Annotated in this window: 16 protein-coding genes; 8 read left to right on the top strand and 8 right to left on the bottom strand. The window is 74.1% G+C overall.

Features of this window, described 5'->3' with window-relative positions; translation table 11 throughout:
- Positions 1-41 precede the first annotated feature (41 nt).
- The 3 genes from O7602_RS04075 to O7602_RS04065 all read right to left on the bottom strand — a co-directional run bounded on the left by O7602_RS04075 (position 42) and on the right by O7602_RS04065 (position 2,393).
- A complete protein-coding gene (locus O7602_RS04075) occupies positions 42-779 on the bottom strand; it encodes an anti-sigma factor (protein ID WP_281586887.1) in 738 nt (245 codons plus the stop codon).
- Positions 776-1,405, bottom strand: a complete 630-nt coding sequence (gene sigK, locus O7602_RS04070; protein ID WP_281586886.1) for an ECF RNA polymerase sigma factor SigK — start codon at positions 1,403-1,405, stop codon at positions 776-778. The genes O7602_RS04075 and sigK overlap by 4 nt, the downstream gene beginning before the upstream one ends.
- Before the next feature lie 91 nt (positions 1,406-1,496).
- The gene (locus tag O7602_RS04065) at positions 1,497-2,393 is read right to left on the bottom strand and encodes a Gfo/Idh/MocA family oxidoreductase (protein WP_281586885.1); all 897 of its coding nucleotides are present in this window, start codon (positions 2,391-2,393) and stop codon (positions 1,497-1,499) included.
- 150 nt (positions 2,394-2,543) lie between these two features.
- Between O7602_RS04065 and O7602_RS04060 the strand changes: the two genes are divergently transcribed.
- The gene (locus O7602_RS04060) at positions 2,544-2,939 is read left to right on the top strand and encodes a hypothetical protein (protein ID WP_281590112.1); all 396 of its coding nucleotides are present in this window, start codon (positions 2,544-2,546) and stop codon (positions 2,937-2,939) included.
- On the top strand, positions 2,932-3,348 hold the full coding sequence (locus tag O7602_RS04055) for a hypothetical protein (RefSeq protein ID WP_281586884.1): 417 nt from the start codon (positions 2,932-2,934) through the stop codon (positions 3,346-3,348). Before O7602_RS04060 ends, O7602_RS04055 begins: the two co-directional genes overlap by 8 nt.
- 13 nt (positions 3,349-3,361) lie before the next feature.
- Here O7602_RS04055 and fabG read toward each other — a convergent pair whose 3' ends face one another.
- Entirely contained in the window at positions 3,362-4,120 is a 759-nt protein-coding gene (fabG, locus tag O7602_RS04050; RefSeq protein ID WP_281586883.1) for a 3-oxoacyl-ACP reductase FabG, read from the bottom strand.
- A gap of 57 nt (positions 4,121-4,177) precedes the next feature.
- Entirely contained in the window at positions 4,178-5,830 is a 1,653-nt protein-coding gene (locus O7602_RS04045; protein ID WP_281586882.1) for an alpha-amylase family protein, read from the bottom strand.
- A 54-nt stretch (positions 5,831-5,884) separates the two neighbouring features.
- Here O7602_RS04045 and O7602_RS04040 point away from each other — a divergent pair, with 54 nt between their 5' ends.
- Together O7602_RS04040 and O7602_RS04035 are read left to right on the top strand one after the other, a co-directional pair.
- Complete coding sequence (locus O7602_RS04040) at positions 5,885-6,541, top strand: DUF1349 domain-containing protein (RefSeq protein ID WP_281586881.1); 657 nt, start codon at positions 5,885-5,887, stop codon at positions 6,539-6,541.
- Between the two features lie 78 nt (positions 6,542-6,619).
- Positions 6,620-7,282: a DedA family protein gene (locus tag O7602_RS04035; protein ID WP_281586880.1), complete on the top strand. Its 663-nt coding sequence runs from the start codon at positions 6,620-6,622 to the stop codon at positions 7,280-7,282.
- A 75-nt stretch (positions 7,283-7,357) separates the two neighbouring features.
- Here the strand turns inward: O7602_RS04035 and O7602_RS04030 are convergent, their stop codons facing one another.
- The 3 genes from O7602_RS04030 to O7602_RS04020 form a co-directional block, all read right to left on the bottom strand.
- A complete protein-coding gene (locus O7602_RS04030) occupies positions 7,358-8,773 on the bottom strand; it encodes a carbohydrate-binding protein (RefSeq protein ID WP_281590111.1) in 1,416 nt (471 codons plus the stop codon).
- An 86-nt stretch (positions 8,774-8,859) separates the two neighbouring features.
- The gene (locus O7602_RS04025; protein WP_281586879.1) at positions 8,860-9,732 is read right to left on the bottom strand and encodes a membrane protein insertase YidC; all 873 of its coding nucleotides are present in this window, start codon (positions 9,730-9,732) and stop codon (positions 8,860-8,862) included.
- A gap of 225 nt (positions 9,733-9,957) precedes the next feature.
- Positions 9,958-10,233: a DUF6412 domain-containing protein gene (locus tag O7602_RS04020; RefSeq protein ID WP_281590110.1), complete on the bottom strand. Its 276-nt coding sequence runs from the start codon at positions 10,231-10,233 to the stop codon at positions 9,958-9,960.
- Between the two features lie 341 nt (positions 10,234-10,574).
- Between O7602_RS04020 and O7602_RS04015 the strand changes: the two genes are divergently transcribed.
- The 4 genes from O7602_RS04015 (at position 10,575) to O7602_RS04000 (ending at position 15,165) form a co-directional block, all read left to right on the top strand.
- Positions 10,575-11,726: a glutamate--cysteine ligase gene (locus tag O7602_RS04015; RefSeq protein ID WP_281586878.1), complete on the top strand. Its 1,152-nt coding sequence runs from the start codon at positions 10,575-10,577 to the stop codon at positions 11,724-11,726.
- Between the two features lie 41 nt (positions 11,727-11,767).
- The gene (locus O7602_RS04010) at positions 11,768-13,144 is read left to right on the top strand and encodes an FAD-dependent oxidoreductase (protein ID WP_281586877.1); all 1,377 of its coding nucleotides are present in this window, start codon (positions 11,768-11,770) and stop codon (positions 13,142-13,144) included.
- Between the two features lie 121 nt (positions 13,145-13,265).
- On the top strand, positions 13,266-14,216 hold the full coding sequence (locus tag O7602_RS04005) for a DUF559 domain-containing protein (RefSeq protein ID WP_281586876.1): 951 nt from the start codon (positions 13,266-13,268) through the stop codon (positions 14,214-14,216).
- A gap of 169 nt (positions 14,217-14,385) precedes the next feature.
- The gene (locus O7602_RS04000) at positions 14,386-15,165 is read left to right on the top strand and encodes an aminoglycoside phosphotransferase family protein (RefSeq protein WP_281586875.1); all 780 of its coding nucleotides are present in this window, start codon (positions 14,386-14,388) and stop codon (positions 15,163-15,165) included.
- Positions 15,166-15,184: the final 19 nt, after the last annotated feature.

The following is a 15,184-nucleotide window of genomic DNA, read 5'->3' as shown; positions in this document are numbered from 1 at the left end:
TCCTCTACCGAATGCGTTAAGCGGGGGCCCCGCCTTTCACCTCAGGTGAGGGTGAACGACACGAGCGGCGTCATGGTCGGCTGCGCCGAGCCGCCCGCCGGCTCCTCCGTGACGCCGAACAGGCCCTTGCCACGGACGCCCGAGAGCAGCCTCGTGCCGCCGCCCTGCCCGGCCGGCAGCACCCCGGCCGAGGTGGCCGTGGCGCCCTCGATCAGCCAGAGCTGGTAGGCCCGGTCCGGCCCCGGCGCGGCCAGCCCGGCCACCAGGGCCACCCCCTCGTCCCGGCTCGCCGACGCCACCACGGTCACCCGGCCGCCGGCCGGCGCGACGCCGGTGCGCACCACCGCGTCCGGGGCGGCCAGCACCGCCCGGATCCGGCCCGCCTCGTCCCGAGCCGCGTCGGCCTCGGTGCGCGCGTCGCGTACCCGCTGCTCCTGGGCCACCCAGGTGGCCGCGCCCGCGCCGCCGGCCAGCAGCACGACGGCGGCCGCGACGGCCAGCCGGCGTCGCCAGGCCCCGGCCGCGGCGGGCCCGACGCGGCCCGCGGGACCGGGCCGTTCCTGCCGGGTACGCCGGATCTCCGCCAACACCGCCGTGCGCAGCGCGGGCGGGGGTACGGACCAGGTCGAGTCGGCCAGCCGCGCGGCCGTCTCGCGCAGCTCGGCCAACTCCAGCGCGCAACTTTCGCAGTCGGCCAGGTGCCGGTCGAACGCGGCCCGCTCGACGTCGTCCACCGCGTCGAGCACGTACGCCCCGGCGAGCGCGTGGATGTCGGTCATCGGGTCAGCCCCACTCCCAGGCAGTCGCGCAGACGGATCAACCCGTCCCGCATGCGGCTCTTGACGGTCGGCAGCGCGGTGTCGAGCAGGCCGGCCACCTCGCGGTAGCTGTGCCCGCCGTAGTAGGCAAGCGTGATCGCCTCGCGCTGCACCTCGGTGAGCGCGTTCAGGCAGTGGCGTACCTGCTGCCGTTCCAAGCGGGCCGCCGCCTCCTCGGCCACCTCGTCGTACGGCGTCTCGGCGGATCCGGCGGCGGCCCGGCGGGTGCGTTCGGCGCCGGCCTGTTCGGACCGGACCCGGTCCACCGCGCGCCGGTGGGCGATGGTGAATACCCAGGCGGTGGCGGAGCCCCGGGACGGGTCGAACCGGGCGGCGGTGCGCCACACCTCGACCAGCGCCTCCTGGGCGACCTCCTCGGCTTGGGCCGGGTCGCGCAGCACCCGCCGCACCAGGCCGTAGACGCGCGGCGAGACGAGGCCGTAGAGCCGCTCGAACGCCGCCTCGTCACCGCGCGCCACCGCCCGCAGCAGGTCGTCGGTCTCCACCCGCTGGTCCGGGGCGGCCGGGGGCACGGCGTGCAACCTCGACCGCCCCGGCACGTCACCGACGCTGTCGCCGTGGGTCATCCGGTTCCACCTTCCGTCGGCTCCCTCTGCCCGCACGGTAGGCATTCGGTGCCGGCGCCGGACCGGATGGCCGCGATTTCCGGCCGGTCTGCTAAAGCTCGACCGTGCGCCCCTGCGCCCGGGCGGTCTCCGCGGCGTCGAGCACGGCCACCACCTCCCGGCCGAACCGGACGTCGCAGCGGTGGTCGCGGGTGCCCGCGTCGACCTCCGCCAGCAACTGGTCGAGCGCCGCGCCGAACGCCTGGAGCGCACTGCCGTCGCCGGGCGGGACGCTCTCGGTGCCGTTCTCGCCGAAGAAGACGACGTCGCGGGTCACGGCCTCGGCCGGCGCGTCGAGGGTGAGCGAGAGCGAGCTGGTCGCGCCGCCGTCGTGGGTGAGCAGCAGATGCACCAGGCCGCTCGGCCCGTCCATCGCGGCGACCCGGGTGACCCGGCCGAGCACCGGCAGGATCAGCGACAGCGCGTGCGGGCCGATGTCCCACAGCGCGCCCCGGTCCCGCCGCCACCGCGAGCCGCCGTACGGATTACCGGGCTGAAAGATCGAGGCGAACATGGTGCACCGGGCGTGCTGCCAGCCGCCGGCCGCCGCGGCCGAGGCGAGGGAGCCGGTGACGTTCGGGTGGAAGCGCTGGGTGAAGAAGACCACCGAGGCCACCCCGGCGGACTGGGCGGCGTCGACCACCCGGTCGGCGTCGGCGAGGCCGAGCGCCAGCGGCTTGTCCAGCAGCAGATGCCGCCCGGCGGTGGCGGCCCGGACGGCGATGTCGGCCTGCACGTCCGGCGGGAGCGCCACGGCGACCGCGTCGCACGCCTCGACCAGCGCGTCCACGTCGGTGAAGGCCGGTACGCCGTGCCGGGTGGCGAGCTCCTCCGCCTTCGCCGGGTTCCGCCCCCACACGCCGGCCAGTTGCGCCCGCGGGTGGGCGTCGATGGCCGCGGCGTGCGTCTTCGCCGCCCAGTGACCGGTGCCGAACAACCCGAACCGCACCCCGGACCTCCTGCCGTCGTCGCCGGCCACCGGCGTACGCCGGGAGCGTGATCCACGCTAGTCGCCCGGCCCGGCCGGCGCGCCCCGACCCGGCCGACGCGCCCCTACTACGCCGCTTAGTAGGCTGGCCCGGTGAACGACACTGCGTCGATGACCAGCGCGGCGGCGGCCGGCTCGCCGGTGGACGGGTTGCTCGCCACGATCGCGATCGTGCTGTCGCTCGCGGTCGCGGTCTGGGCCCTGGTCGCGGCCGTGCGGCAGCGCCCGCCGGACCGGGTCCAGTTCGCCGGCCTGGCCGTGGTGGAGTTGGCGCTGCTGGCGTTGACCGTGGCGGCGCTCGTCGCGCTCGGCGGCGGCGACCGGCCGGGCGAGCCGGGTGCGTTCTTCGGCTACCTGGTGACGCTCGTCTGCCTACCGCCGCTGGCCTGGGTGCTGGCCCGGATGGAGCCGACCCGCTGGGGCTCGGCCATCGTCTGCGCGGTCTGCCTGGTCACCCCGGTCGTGGTGGTGCGACTCCAGCAGACCTGGGAGGTCGTCGGTGGCTGAGACCGCCACGCCGGAGCGCGCCACGAACCGCGGGCCGGGCCGGCTGCTGATCGCGGTCTACATCCTGTTCGCCATCGCCGCGACGTCGCGGGCCGGACTGCAGATCGCCACGAAGTTCGACGAGGCGCCGGTGGCGTACCTGCTCTCCGCGCTGGCCGCGCTGATCTACATCGTGGCGGCGGTGGGGTTGGCCCGGGCCGGGCACGCCGGCCGCCGGGTCGCGCTCGCGTGCTGCTCGGTCGAGCTGGTCGGGGTGCTCGCGGTGGGCGTGCTGAGCATCGCCGACCGCGAGCTGTTCCCGGACGAGACGGTCTGGTCCGACTTCGGCAGCGGCTACGGCTACATCCCCTTGGTGCTACCCCTCCTGGGCCTTCTCTGGCTCCACCGCACCCGCCGCCCCCGCACCTGACCGCGCGGGCGGGTCAGGACTTGGGGCCGCCGGCCACGTAGATGACCTGGCCGGAGACGAAGGACGCGCCCTCGCTGGTCAGGAACGAGATGGTGTGCGCGACGTCCTCCGGGCGGCCGGTGCGGCGTACCGCGATCTCGGCGGCGGCGTGTTCCTGGAGCGCGGCGAAGTCGACCTTCATCCGGGCCGCGGTGGCGGCGGTCATGTCGGTGACGATGAAGCCGGGCGCCACCGCGTTGACGGTCACCCCGTACGGGCCCAGCTCGATGGCGAGCGTCTTGGTGAAGCCCTGGAGTCCGGCCTTGGCGGCGGAGTAGTTCGCCTGCCCCCGGTTACCGAGCGCCGAGGTGCTGGAGAGGTTGACGATCCGCCCCCACTTCCGCTCGACCATGTGCTTCTGTGCGGCCTGACTGAACAGGAACGCGCCGCGTAGGTGCACGCCCAGGACCGTGTCCCAGTCGGCGTCGGTCATCTTGAACAGCAGGTTGTCGCGGAGGACACCGGCGTTGTTGACCAGGACGGTCGGCGCGCCCAGGTCGGCGGCGACCCGCTCGACGGCGGCCTCGACCTGGACCCGGTCGGCCACATCCGCGCCGACGCCGAGCGCCCGGCCGCCCGCGGCGGTGATGGCCTCGACGGTCTCGCCGGTGGCGGACTCGTCGATGTCGACCACGGCGACGGCCATGCCGTCGGCGGCCAGCCGGCGGGCGGTGGCCGCGCCGATGCCGCGCGCGGCTCCGGTCACGATGGCGACGCGGGGCTCCTCCGACATGATTACCTCCCGGTAACGTGGCTAGATCGGAGGAGCCTATCCCGCCGTCATGTCACCTCAGAGGGCCCCACCCCGGCAGAGCCGGATCCACCGGTAACCGTGACCGTTCAGCTTGAGCTGGTCGAGCTTGCCCACGTCCTCGTAGTTGCGGTCGGTCAGCACGTCGATCGGCAGGTCGGCCTCCGGGGCGAGGGTGCTCAGGTCGACCTCCACGTCCTCGGTGCCGAGGTTGTGCAGGAAGACCATGGTCCCGGTCGGCCCGTCGGCGCGGTGCGCGAGCACGCCGGGGGGCATCGGCACGTCGATGTGGGCGGTGCTGCCCGAACCGATCTCCGGGGCCTCCCGCAGGGTACGGATCATCCGCTCGAACCAACCGAGCAGCGAGCGCGGGTCCTTGCGCTGCGCGGTGACGTTCACGTGCTGGTAGCCGTACTCACCCTTGTCGATCACCGGGCGGAGCAGCTTCTCCGGCTCGGCGGTGGAGAAGCCGGCATTGTCCTTGTAGGACCACTGCATCGGGGTGCGGATCGCGTCCCGCCCGTCCAGCGACAGGTCCTCCCCCATCCCGATCTCCTCGCCGTAGCGCAGCACCGGCGTGCCGCGCAGCGAGAACTGCAGCGCGTACGCCAGCTCGATGTGCCGGCGGTCGTTGCCGAGCATCGGGGCGAGCCGGCGGCGGATGCCCCGGCCGTAGAGCTGCATGCTCTCCTCCGGCCCGAACTTCGCCAGCACGTCGTTGCGCTGGTCGGCGGTGAGCCGGGACAGGTCGATCTCGTCGTGGTTGCGCAGGAACGTGGCCCACTGGCCGCCGGTGGGCAGCTTCGGGGTGTCGCGCAGCGCGTCGATGATCGCCTCCGGGTCCTCCCGGGCGAGCGCGAGCATCAGGCGGCCGTTGAGCATGAAGTCGAAGAGCATGTGGATGCGGTTGCCGGAGCCGCTGTCGTCGCCGAAGTAGACGGGCAACTGGTCCGGCTCGACGTTCGCCTCGGCGAGCAGGGCCGCGTCGCCGCGCCGCCACTGCACGTGCTGGCGCAGGTCGGTGAGGAAGTCGAAGTCCTTGGTCGCGTTCGGGTTGCCCGGCTCGGTCTTCTCGATGATGAACGGCACGGCGTCCATCCGGAATCCGGAGACGCCGAGCTGGAGCCAGAACGAGGTGATCTTCTTGATCTCCGCCCGGACCTTCGGGTTCTCGATGTTGAGGTCCGGCTGGAACTTGTAGAAGCGGTGGTAGAACCAGGCTTTGGCGGTCCGGTCGTAGGTCCAGGTCTCGTGCTGCTCGCCCGGGAAGACCATGCCCTGGTGCCGGTCCGCCGGCTCGTGGTCCGCCCAGACATACCAGTCGCGGTACGGCGAGTCGGGCGAGGAACGGGCGGACTGGAACCACGGGTGCTGGTCCGAGGTGTGGTTGACCACCAGGTCGATGATCACCCGGATGCCGCGGTTCTGCGCCTGGTGCAGCAGCTCCGCGAAGTCACCGAGGGTCCCCAGGCGCGGGTCGACGTTGTAGAAGTCGGTGGCGTCGTACCCGTCGTCCTTGTTCGGTGAGGGATGGATCGGGTTGAGCCAGAGGCAGGTCACCCCGAGGCGGGCCAGATAGTCCAGCCGGCCGATCAGCCCCTGGAAGTCACCCACCCCGTCGCCGTCGGAGTCCGCGTACGAGTCCACGTCGAGGCAGTAGACGACCGCCTCCTGATACCACCTGTCACCCATGCGACGACTACTTCTCCGAACCCGCGATTCGCCAAACCCGGTTACCGTGCCGGCATGAGCGAACGCACCGAGCGGGGCGAGTGCCGTGCGGGCAAGCCCGGTCAGCACGGCATGAGCGTGGACGTATCCGCCAGCGACTGGTCCGCCGGCACGTGGCTGAACCCGCCCGAGCGGGCCGAGGCCGTCGACGACGCCCTGCTCGTCGAGCCGCGGGGCGGCAGCGACTTCTGGCGGCGCACCAGCTACGGCTTCGTGCACGACGACGGCTCCGCGCTGCTCGCGCCGTTCGCCGTGGACAGCGCCGTCGAGGTGTCCTTCCGGCTCGACTACACCGCCCAGTTCGACCAGGCCGGCGTGCTGGTGCGGGTGGACGAGCGGCGGTGGACGAAGGCCGGGGTCGAGGTGAGCGACGGCTCGCCGCAGGTCGGCGCCGTGGTGACCGACGAGTTCTCCGACTGGTCGGTGGCGCCGGTGCCGGAGTGGTCGGGACGGGACGTGACGGTCCGGGTGAGCCGGGCCGGGGACGCGTTGACCATCCGGGCCCGGGTCGACGACGAGCCGTGGCGGCTGGTGCGGGTCGCGCCGCTCGACCCGGCGGCGGAGGCGACGGCCGGGCCGTACTGCTGCTCACCCAGCCACGGCGGCCTGCTGGTCCGCTTCACCGGCTGGCGGCGCGGGCCGGCGGACGCGGCGCTGCACCCGGACGGTTAGCCGGGTCACCGGCGGGTGTGGGCCGGACCGCCCCGGGTACTACCCGCTGATCTCCGGCACCCGTGTGGAAGGACCGCCATGGCCCTGGCCCAAGACGTCGATCCGAACCAGTTCACCGGGCTGACCGGCTGGGTGGCGAGCGTGATCGACTCGATGGGCGCGGTCGGTGTCGCGCTGCTGGTGGCGCTGGAGAGCATCATCCCGCCGATCCCGAGCGAGATCGTGTTGGCGATGGCGGGTTACCTCTCCGCCGAGGGCCGGTTCAACGTGGTGGTGATCGTGCTGGCCGCGACCGCCGGTTCGCTGCTCGGCGCGCTCGTGCTCTACTGGCTCGGCGCGGCGCTCGGCGAGGACCGGCTGAAACGCTGGCTGGATCACATCCCGCTGGTCGACCTGGCGGACTTGGAGAAGGCGGACCGCTGGTTCGAGCGGCACGGCCGCTGGGCGGTGCTGATCGGCCGGCTGGTGCCTGTGGTGCGCAGCCTGGTCTCCGTGCCGGCCGGCGCGAATCGCATGCCGATGGGCGAGTTCGTCCTGTTCACCACGCTCGGTAGCGCGGTGTGGAACGGGTTGATCGTCGGCGCCGGTTTCGCCCTGGGCGCGCGCTGGGAGGACGTCGACCGCTACAGCCACTGGTTCAACTACGCGTTCTTCGCGATCTTCGGCGTGATGATCGCGAGCTGGGCGGTGAAGAAGGTACGCCGGCGGCGCGCCCGGCAGTCGGTGACCACCGGGCGCTGACGCCGGCGCCGGCGAGGTGTTAGGCGGGGCCCCCGCCACATCCGAATGCGTTGAGCGGGGCCCCCGCCTTACACCTCAGCGGCGGAAGGTGAACCAGTTGAGGTTGACGAAGTCCGACGGCTGGCCGCTGCTGAACGTGAGGTAGACGGTGTGCCGGCCGGTCACCGAGCCGACGTTGCCGGGCACCGAGCGCCACGTCTGCCAACCGCCGGTGTTGCCGACCGCGAAGCTGCCGATCGGCGTCGCGGTCGGGCTGTCCACCCGCACCTCCACCAGGCCGCTCACCCCGGCCGCCGCGCCGGACGCGACCCGGGCCACGAAGTCGCGCGGCGGGGTCGAGCCGAAGTCCACGTTGTCGTAGCGGGCCCAGTCACCGTTGGCCAGGTAGCCGATGTTCTGACCGCCCTCGGTGCACGTCTCCACCTGCACGCCGTTCTGCGCGTTGAACGACTCCGCCTGGATGGTGGCGTACGCGTTGCGCACCCCGCCCGGCGGCGGCGTGGTCGGGGTCGGCGACGGGTTGCCGCCTCCGCCCCGGGAGTAGGCCGCCACGTAGTCCACGAGCATCGGCCGGCCGGACACGGTCGCCGAGGTCGGCGTGGCCGAGCCGGCCACCCCGTCCGGGAAGCCGCCGCCCATGGCCACGTTGAGCAGCATGAAGTAGCCGCTGTGGTTGGTCATCTGGCTCCAGTACGGCTCCCCGACCTGGCTCTGGGTGACGGTGTGGAAGAGCTGGCCGTCTACGTACCAGCGCAGTTGCTGCGGGCTCACCGAGGCGTCCCACTCGAACCGGTAGGTGTGGAACGCCGACTGGCAGGAGCTGCCCGGGCAGGCCCGGGACGCCCCGCGGCCGTTGAACTCGTCGCACGGGCCGCCCGGCGCGACGCCGCAGTGCAGCACTCCCCAGACCGAGTTGATGCCGTTGACGTTCTCCATCACGTCGAACTCACCGATGCCCGGCCAGTTCTGGTAGTTGCCCCGGTAGGGCGAGCCGAGCGCCCAGAACGCCGGCCAGTACCCGGCCGCCGACGCGCCGGTGACGTTCGGCATCTGGATCCGGCCCTCCAGGGCCAGCACGCCGCCCGCCGGCGGCTTGAAGTTCGACCGGACCGTCTCGATCCGGGCGGACGTCCAGCGGCCGGCGGAGTCGCGCAGCGGGGTGATGCGCAGGTTGCCCGATCCGTCCTGGGACAGGTTCGCGGTGTTCGAGGTGTAGGTCTGGATCTCGCCGGTGCCCCAGTTGGCGGGGCCGCCCGGATAGCTGGTGCCGGTGTCGATGATCCAGTTTGCCGACGACGGCAGCGTGCCGGCCGCGCCGGTGAAGTCGTCGCTCCACACCAGGTTCCAGCCCGACGGCGGGGACGGGACGGCGGCCTGCGCGGTCATCGAGACGGCCGCGAGCGCGGTGGTGCTGACGACCACGGCGGCGGCCAGCGCGAGCCGGCGGCGGATCCGGGGCACGGTGGAGGAGGCGGCGGGGGCCGCCGAAATCGGTTTCATCCGGGTTGCCTCTCTGCGGGGACGGGGGCGGAGAGCGCTCTCTGAGAGCGAGTTCTACGCGCCCGTCCCCGCCTTTGTCAACGCTTGTCGATGGCGGCCAGCTGCGGTCGCCGCAGCACCCCCTGCTCCAGCGCGGTCCACGCGGTGGTGGTGACCAGGTAGAGCACCGCCGCGAGCGGCACCACGAGCGCCACCAGCACGGTGCCGTAGGGCAGCAGCGGCATCAGCCGCCCGAGCACCGCCGCGCCCGGGCCGCCGGCCGGCGCGCCGCCACCGGTGTGGGTGCCGGTGACGGCGGTGCCGGCGGCGGCGGTGCCGGTGGCGGCGGTGCCGGTGGCGGCGGCGGTGGCGGTGGCGGCGGCGGTGGCGGTGGCGGCGGCGGCGGTGGCGGTGCCGGTGGCGGTGATCGTGGCGGCGGCGGCCAGCCGGCGTGTCCGCCGGGACGACCACCAGGCCAGCGCCAGCAGCGCGGCCAACAACACCCCGAACACGGCCGGCACCGGGCCGGCCAGGCCGTCGGCGAGATGCCACCCCAGCGGTACGCCGGCCAGGCGCTCCCCCAGCAGCTCCGGCGCGCCGTCCCCGGTGGCGAAGAGGCGGTACATGACCATGAAGAACGGCGCCTGCAACAACGCCGGCAGGCAGCCCGCGACCGGGCTCGCCCCGGCCTGCCGGTAGAGCGCGAACAGCTCGCTCTGGAGGCGGGCCGGATCATCGGCGTACCGGCTCTGGAGGTCGCGAACCTCCGGGGCGAGCGCCGCGCGACGCCGCTCCCCGCGAACCTGCGCCAGGGTGAGCGGCGAGATCAGCAGCCGGACCCCGACGGTGAACAGGACGATGGCGACGGCCGTCGCGGCGCCGCCGGAGAGCGGGACGAGCGCGTCGGCGAGCCAGGTGACGACGGCGGCGGCGGCCGAGGCCGCGGTGTGCAACGGTGCGAAGGCGAGCATGGGTAGACCCCTCGGTCCGATTCCGGACGCCCCGGGCGCACGACGGCGCGCCGGAGGGCGAATGACGACGGAATCGGCCGCGCAGCCATGCGGAAGGACCGGCGGGCGTCGTCCGGCGGTCCGGCCCCACGCGCCCGCGGGGGACGGCCAGGCGCTGGGCACGCCTCCGGGCGGCGTCCGACCCGAACCGGCAGATCCGCCCCTACCAGCGGCGGTCCGGCGTGGCTAGGCGGCCGACGGGCGCAACCCGGGTGCGCGCGGGCGCGGACGACCGGGCGCGTCCGGATCGACCTGCCGGGGCACCTGACGGCGCCGGGCGCGGGCGCGCAGGGCGGCGGTGTGCCGGGTGCCGGGTGCCGTGGGAAGCGCCCGCACCCGCAGCGCGATCACCGTGGCCAGTAGCAGCGCGGCGACCACGGCAGCGCCGGCCAGCAACCCGGCCGGCCGGTCCGTGACCAGGACGAGGGCGTACGCCCACGGCCCGCTCACCAGCGCCAGCATCCCTGCCACCCGCTCACCCTAGAACGTCGTGTCACCCCCGGCCCGCCCGCGAGCGCCAGTTCGGCGAGGTGGCGGTGTCCGCGTCGCTCCGACCCCGCCACCTCGCCGAGCTGGCGAAGCCACACCGGCCACCCGGCACGCCCGCGACCGAAGCGGCCCCGCCGACCGAAGCCGGCCCCGCCGACCGAAGCCGGCCCCGCCGACCGAAGCGGTCCCGCCGCTCGCGAAACCGACCGGGCGAGCCGGGCCGACACGCCGTCCGGCGCGTTTCCGGGCGTCGACACGGTGGGTAACAAGGCGTCGACCACACGGCACGGTGCCGTGCCGGTCGGAAGGAGACGGTGGTGGCGATGAGCGGCTCAGTGGCGGAGCGGGAACGGGATGCCGCGCCGGACGGCCGGACCGACCTGTTGACGGTCGGCGTCGAGGAGGAGTTCCTGCTCGCCGACCCGCACACCGGCACCGCCGTGCCCGCCGTCGAACTGGTGATGGAGCAGGTGCCGGCCGAGCTGCGGGGCCAGGTGGAACGCGAGTTCCAGACCAGCCAGATCGAGATCGGCAGCCCGCCGGGGCTGGACCTGTCCTCGATCCGGCACTCGCTGTCGATGCTGCGCGCCGAGCTGGCCGACGCGGCCGAGCGGGCCGGCGTACGGCTGCTGGCGATCGGCACCGGGCCGGTCGACGGGCCGGTCCCGGCGGTGGTGGACAAACCCCGCTTCGACCGGATGATCGAGCGGTTCCGGCTGCTGGTGCCCGGCCCCGGCAACAACGGCATGCACGTGCACGTCGGCGTACCGGACCCGGACACCGGCGTCCAGGTGCTCAACCACGTCCGGCCCTGGCTGCCGATCCTCCAGGCGGCCACCGTCAACTCCCCGTTCGCGCGCAGCGCGGACACCGGCTATGCGAGCTGGCGCTCGATCGAGTGGGAACGCTGGCCGTCCGTCGCGCCCACGCCCTACCTGGAGTCGCACGAGCACTACCAGCGGTTGATCCGGCAGCTCATCGCCAGCGGCGTGATGCTGGACGAGGGAATGCTCTACTGGTATGCCCGGCTCTCCGCCAAGTACCCGACCGTGGAGATCAGGATCGGTGACGTCTGCCCGTCCGTGGACGACGCGATCCTGGTGGCCGCGCTCGTGCGCGGGCTCGTCGCGACCGCGCTCACCGACATCGCCGCCGGCCGATCGGCCGTCAACACCGACCACCACCTGCTGGTGGCGGCGCACTGGCGGGCCGCCCACGACGGGCTGGAAGGCGAGGGCGTCGACCTGCACGACGGCGAGCTGCGGCCGGCTTGGGAGCTGCTGGACCGGATTGTCGACCGGATCCGCCCGGAGTTGGCGCGGCACGGCGACCTCGACCGGGTGACCGAACTGCTCGGCGGGCTGCGCCGGCACGGCACCGGCGCGGCGCGGCAGCGGGAGGTGTTCGCGCGTACCGGCGACCTGGCCGACGTGGTCGCGGACGTGGCCCGGCAGACCCGTGGTTGAGCTCGCCCGTGGCGCGGGCCGGGCGTGACAGGATGAGCGGCGTGGCGGAACGGATGATCGTCATCGGCGGCGACGCCGCCGGCATGTCGGCGGCGTCGCAGGCGCGGCGCCGCCGCGGCCGGGCCGACCTGGAGATCACCGCCTTCGAGCGGGGGCACTTCACCTCCTACTCGGCCTGCGGCATCCCCTACTGGATCGGCGGCGTGGTCCCGGAGCGCGACCAACTCGTCGCCCGCACCCCGGCGGCCTTCCACGGCGACTACGACATCGACGTCCAGATGCGCCACGAGGTGACCGCCATCGACCTGGGCCGCCGCGAGGTGGTCGCCCGGGACCTGGACGGCGGCGGCGAGGTCCGCGCCGGCTTCGACACCCTGGTGTACGCCACCGGCGCCACCCCGGTGCAGCCGGAGTGGGCGCGCGACGACGTGGCCGGGGTGTTCGGCGTGCAGACGCTCGACGACGGCGAGGCGGTGCGCGACTGGCTGGAACGCGAGCCCCGGCCGCGGCACGCGGTGGTGGTCGGCGGCGGCTACGTCGGCGTCGAGATGGCCGAGGCGCTCGTCTACCGCGGGCTCTCCGTCCAACTGGTCGAGCAGGCCGCGCAGCCGATGTCCACCGTCGACCCGGACATGGGCGAGCTGGTGGCCGAGGCGATGCGCGGCACCGGCATCGGCATCCGCACCGGGCTGACCGTCACCGGCCTGGCAGAACGGGACGGCCGGATCGCCGCGGTGGTCACCGACGAGGGGCCGATCCCGGCCGACATCGTGGTGCTGGGTCTCGGCGTACGCCCCAACACCGCGCTCGCCGAGGCCGCCGGCCTGCCGCTCGGTCCGTCCGGCGGGATCCGGGTGGACCGCCGGATGCGGGTGACCGGGGTGCCCGGCGTGTGGGCGGCCGGCGACTGCGTGGAGAGCCTGCACCGGGTCAGCGGCATGCCGGTGCACATTCCGCTCGGCACGCACGCGAACAAGCAGGGCCGCGTCGCGGGGATCAACATCGGCGGCGGGTACGCCACCTTCCCCGGCGTGATCGGCACCGCCGTCACCAAGGTCTGCGACCTGGAGGTGGGGCGCACCGGGCTGCGGGAACGGGACGCCGCCGAGGCCGGCTTCGAGTTCGTCACCGTGCTGGCCGAGTCGACGAACCGGGCCGGCTACTACCCGGGCGCGCGGCAGATGACCGTGAAGCTGATCGCCGAGCGGCCCAGCGGGCGGCTGCTCGGGGCACAGATCGTCGGCTGGTCCGAGGCGGCCAAGCGGATCGACGCGCTGGCCGTGGCGCTGTGGAACGGCATGACGGTGGACGAGATGACCGCGCTCGACCTCGGTTACGCGCCCCCGTACGCGCCGGTCTGGGACCCGGTGCTGATCGCCGCCCGCAAGGCCGTCGACGCCCTCGCCGCCCTCGCGTAAGGCGGGGGCCCCGGTTAACGCCTCCGGTATAGGCGGGGCCCCCGCTTAACACCCGCCCGGCCACGCGCCATGTGCCGGTTCGGGGCGGACGAGCGCGCACAGCGCGCTGTGGAATCGACCGGTGCGGATACCGGGAGACGACGCGTCGCGGCTGGAATGGTTGCTGTTCGGGCAGTCCGAGGTGCTCACCTGGGCCCAGGCGACGGAAGTTCTGCCGCCGGGTCGGGTCCGGCACCTGCTGGCGAGCGGTCGCTGGCACCGGGTGTGTCGCGGGATCCTGCGCGCCGCGCCGGGCGGCCCGTACACCCGGGAGCAGCAGTGGTGGATCGCGGTGCTGGCGGCGGGCGACGGCGCGGTGCTCGCCGGGCTCGCCGCCGCGCGGGCCGGCGGGCTGCGCGACGCATGGCGGCACGACGCGGTGGACGTCCTGGTGCCGCACCAGCGCCGGGCGGTCGGCCCGATCCGCCGGCTGCCGCCGGGCCTGCCGGCGGTACGGGTCCGTCGGGCGCGTCACCTGCCCGCCGCCGACCGCCAGGTGGGCCGGCCGGCCCGTACCACCATGGCGCGCTCGTTGGTGGACGCGGCCGGCTGGGCGCGTACGGACGACGAGGCGCAGGCGATCGTCGCGGCCGGCTGCCAGCAGCGGCGGGTGACCCCGGCGGAGCTCGGCGCGGTGCTGGACCGGCTGCCCCGGGCCCGGCGGCGACCCCTGATCCGGCAGACGCTGCACGACGTGGCCGGCGGCGCGGAGGCGCTTTCGGAGATCGACCTGGTGCGGCTCTGCCGCCGCCACGGGCTGCCGGTTCCGGACGGGCAGGAGCGTCGCCGGGACGCCGACGGCAGGCAGCGTTACCTGGACGCGTACTGGCGGCGCTGGCGGCTGCACGTGGAGGTGGACGGCGCCCATCACATGGACGTCCGGCACTGGGCGGCGGACCTGCGCCGGCAGAACCGGGTCTGGATCGAGGGCGATCGCATCCTGCGCTTCACCGCGTTCGACGTGAGGCACCGCCCCGCCGACGTGGTCGCCCAGCTCCAAGCCGCCCTGACCGCCGCCGGTTGGCGCCCCTGACCGCCTTTGGGTGCAACTGTTGCTGCCCTGGCGACAACAACTGCACCCAAAGCCGATCGGGCAGGATGGGCGGGTGCGGTGGGAGATTCCGGCGGGGCTGCAGTGGGTCGAACGGACAGCTGTGGGGCGGGGGTGGCTGGCGGAGCTGCCTGACCGGCTGGCGGAGTGCGTGGCACGGTGGGAGCTGACCGCCGTCGGGCCGCCGTTCGACTACGCGTACGCCTCGCTCGCCCTGCCAGCCGAGCTGCCGGACGGCACCCGGGCGGTGTTGAAGGTGCAGTACCCGGACGACGACAGCGTCCACGAGGCCACCGCGCTGGCGCACTGGGCCGGGCGGGGCGCGATCCGGCTGCTCGCCCACGACGCCGACCGGCGGGCGCTGCTGGTCGAGCGCTGCGACCCGGGCACCCCGCTGCACACGCTGCCGGCCGACGCCGCGCTCGACGCCGCGGTCGACCTGCTGCCCCGGCTGGCGGTGCCGGCCGGCCCGCCGTTCACGTCACTCGCCGAGGAGGCCGCCGGCTGGGCCGAGCGGATGCCGGTCAAGTGGCGCCGGGCCAACCGCCCGTACGAGCGGAGGCTGCTCGACGCGGCGCTCCGGATGCTCGCCGACCTCGCGCCGAGCCAGGGCGGGCAGGTGCTCGTCAACCAGGATCTGCACGCCGGCAACGTGCTGGCCGCCGGGCGCGAGCCGTGGCTTGTCATCGACCCGAAGCCGCTTGTCGGCGAGCGGGAGTTCGCGGTCGTGCCGCTGGTCCGCGGCGCCGAGCTGGGTCACTCCCCGGCGGCGGTACGGCACCGGCTCGACCGGCTCACCGCCGAGCTGGGCCTGGACCGGGAGCGGGTACGCGGCTGGGCGATCGGGCAGACGCTGGCCTGGAGCATCGACGGCGAGCAGGTCTTCCCCGGCAACGTCGAGGCGGCCCGCTGGCTGCTCGACGAGACGTGACGCAGCCAACGTCGGCGGC

This window comes from Micromonospora sp. WMMD1128, assembly GCF_027497235.1.
Taxonomy (GTDB): Bacteria; Actinomycetota; Actinomycetes; order Mycobacteriales; family Micromonosporaceae; genus Micromonospora.
This window is presented reverse-complemented; position numbering and strand designations above follow the sequence as displayed.

What these genes read in the sequence shown, in the direction of transcription:
- O7602_RS04075 (WP_281586887.1), bottom strand. Translation starts at nt 779, where the DNA reads ATGACCGACATCCACGCGCTCGCCGGGGCGTACGTGCTCGACGCGGTG.
- sigK (WP_281586886.1), bottom strand. Translation starts at nt 1,405, where the DNA reads ATGACCCACGGCGACAGCGTCGGTGACGTGCCGGGGCGGTCGAGGTTG.
- O7602_RS04060 (WP_281590112.1), top strand. Translation starts at nt 2,544, where the DNA reads ATGACCAGCGCGGCGGCGGCCGGCTCGCCGGTGGACGGGTTGCTCGCC.
- fabG (WP_281586883.1), bottom strand. Translation starts at nt 4,120, where the DNA reads ATGTCGGAGGAGCCCCGCGTCGCCATCGTGACCGGAGCCGCGCGCGGC.
- O7602_RS04045 (WP_281586882.1), bottom strand. Translation starts at nt 5,830, where the DNA reads ATGGGTGACAGGTGGTATCAGGAGGCGGTCGTCTACTGCCTCGACGTG.
- O7602_RS04040 (WP_281586881.1), top strand. Translation starts at nt 5,885, where the DNA reads ATGAGCGAACGCACCGAGCGGGGCGAGTGCCGTGCGGGCAAGCCCGGT.
- O7602_RS04035 (WP_281586880.1), top strand. Translation starts at nt 6,620, where the DNA reads ATGGCCCTGGCCCAAGACGTCGATCCGAACCAGTTCACCGGGCTGACC.
- O7602_RS04025 (WP_281586879.1), bottom strand. Translation starts at nt 9,732, where the DNA reads ATGCTCGCCTTCGCACCGTTGCACACCGCGGCCTCGGCCGCCGCCGCC.
- O7602_RS04020 (WP_281590110.1), bottom strand. Translation starts at nt 10,233, where the DNA reads ATGCTGGCGCTGGTGAGCGGGCCGTGGGCGTACGCCCTCGTCCTGGTC.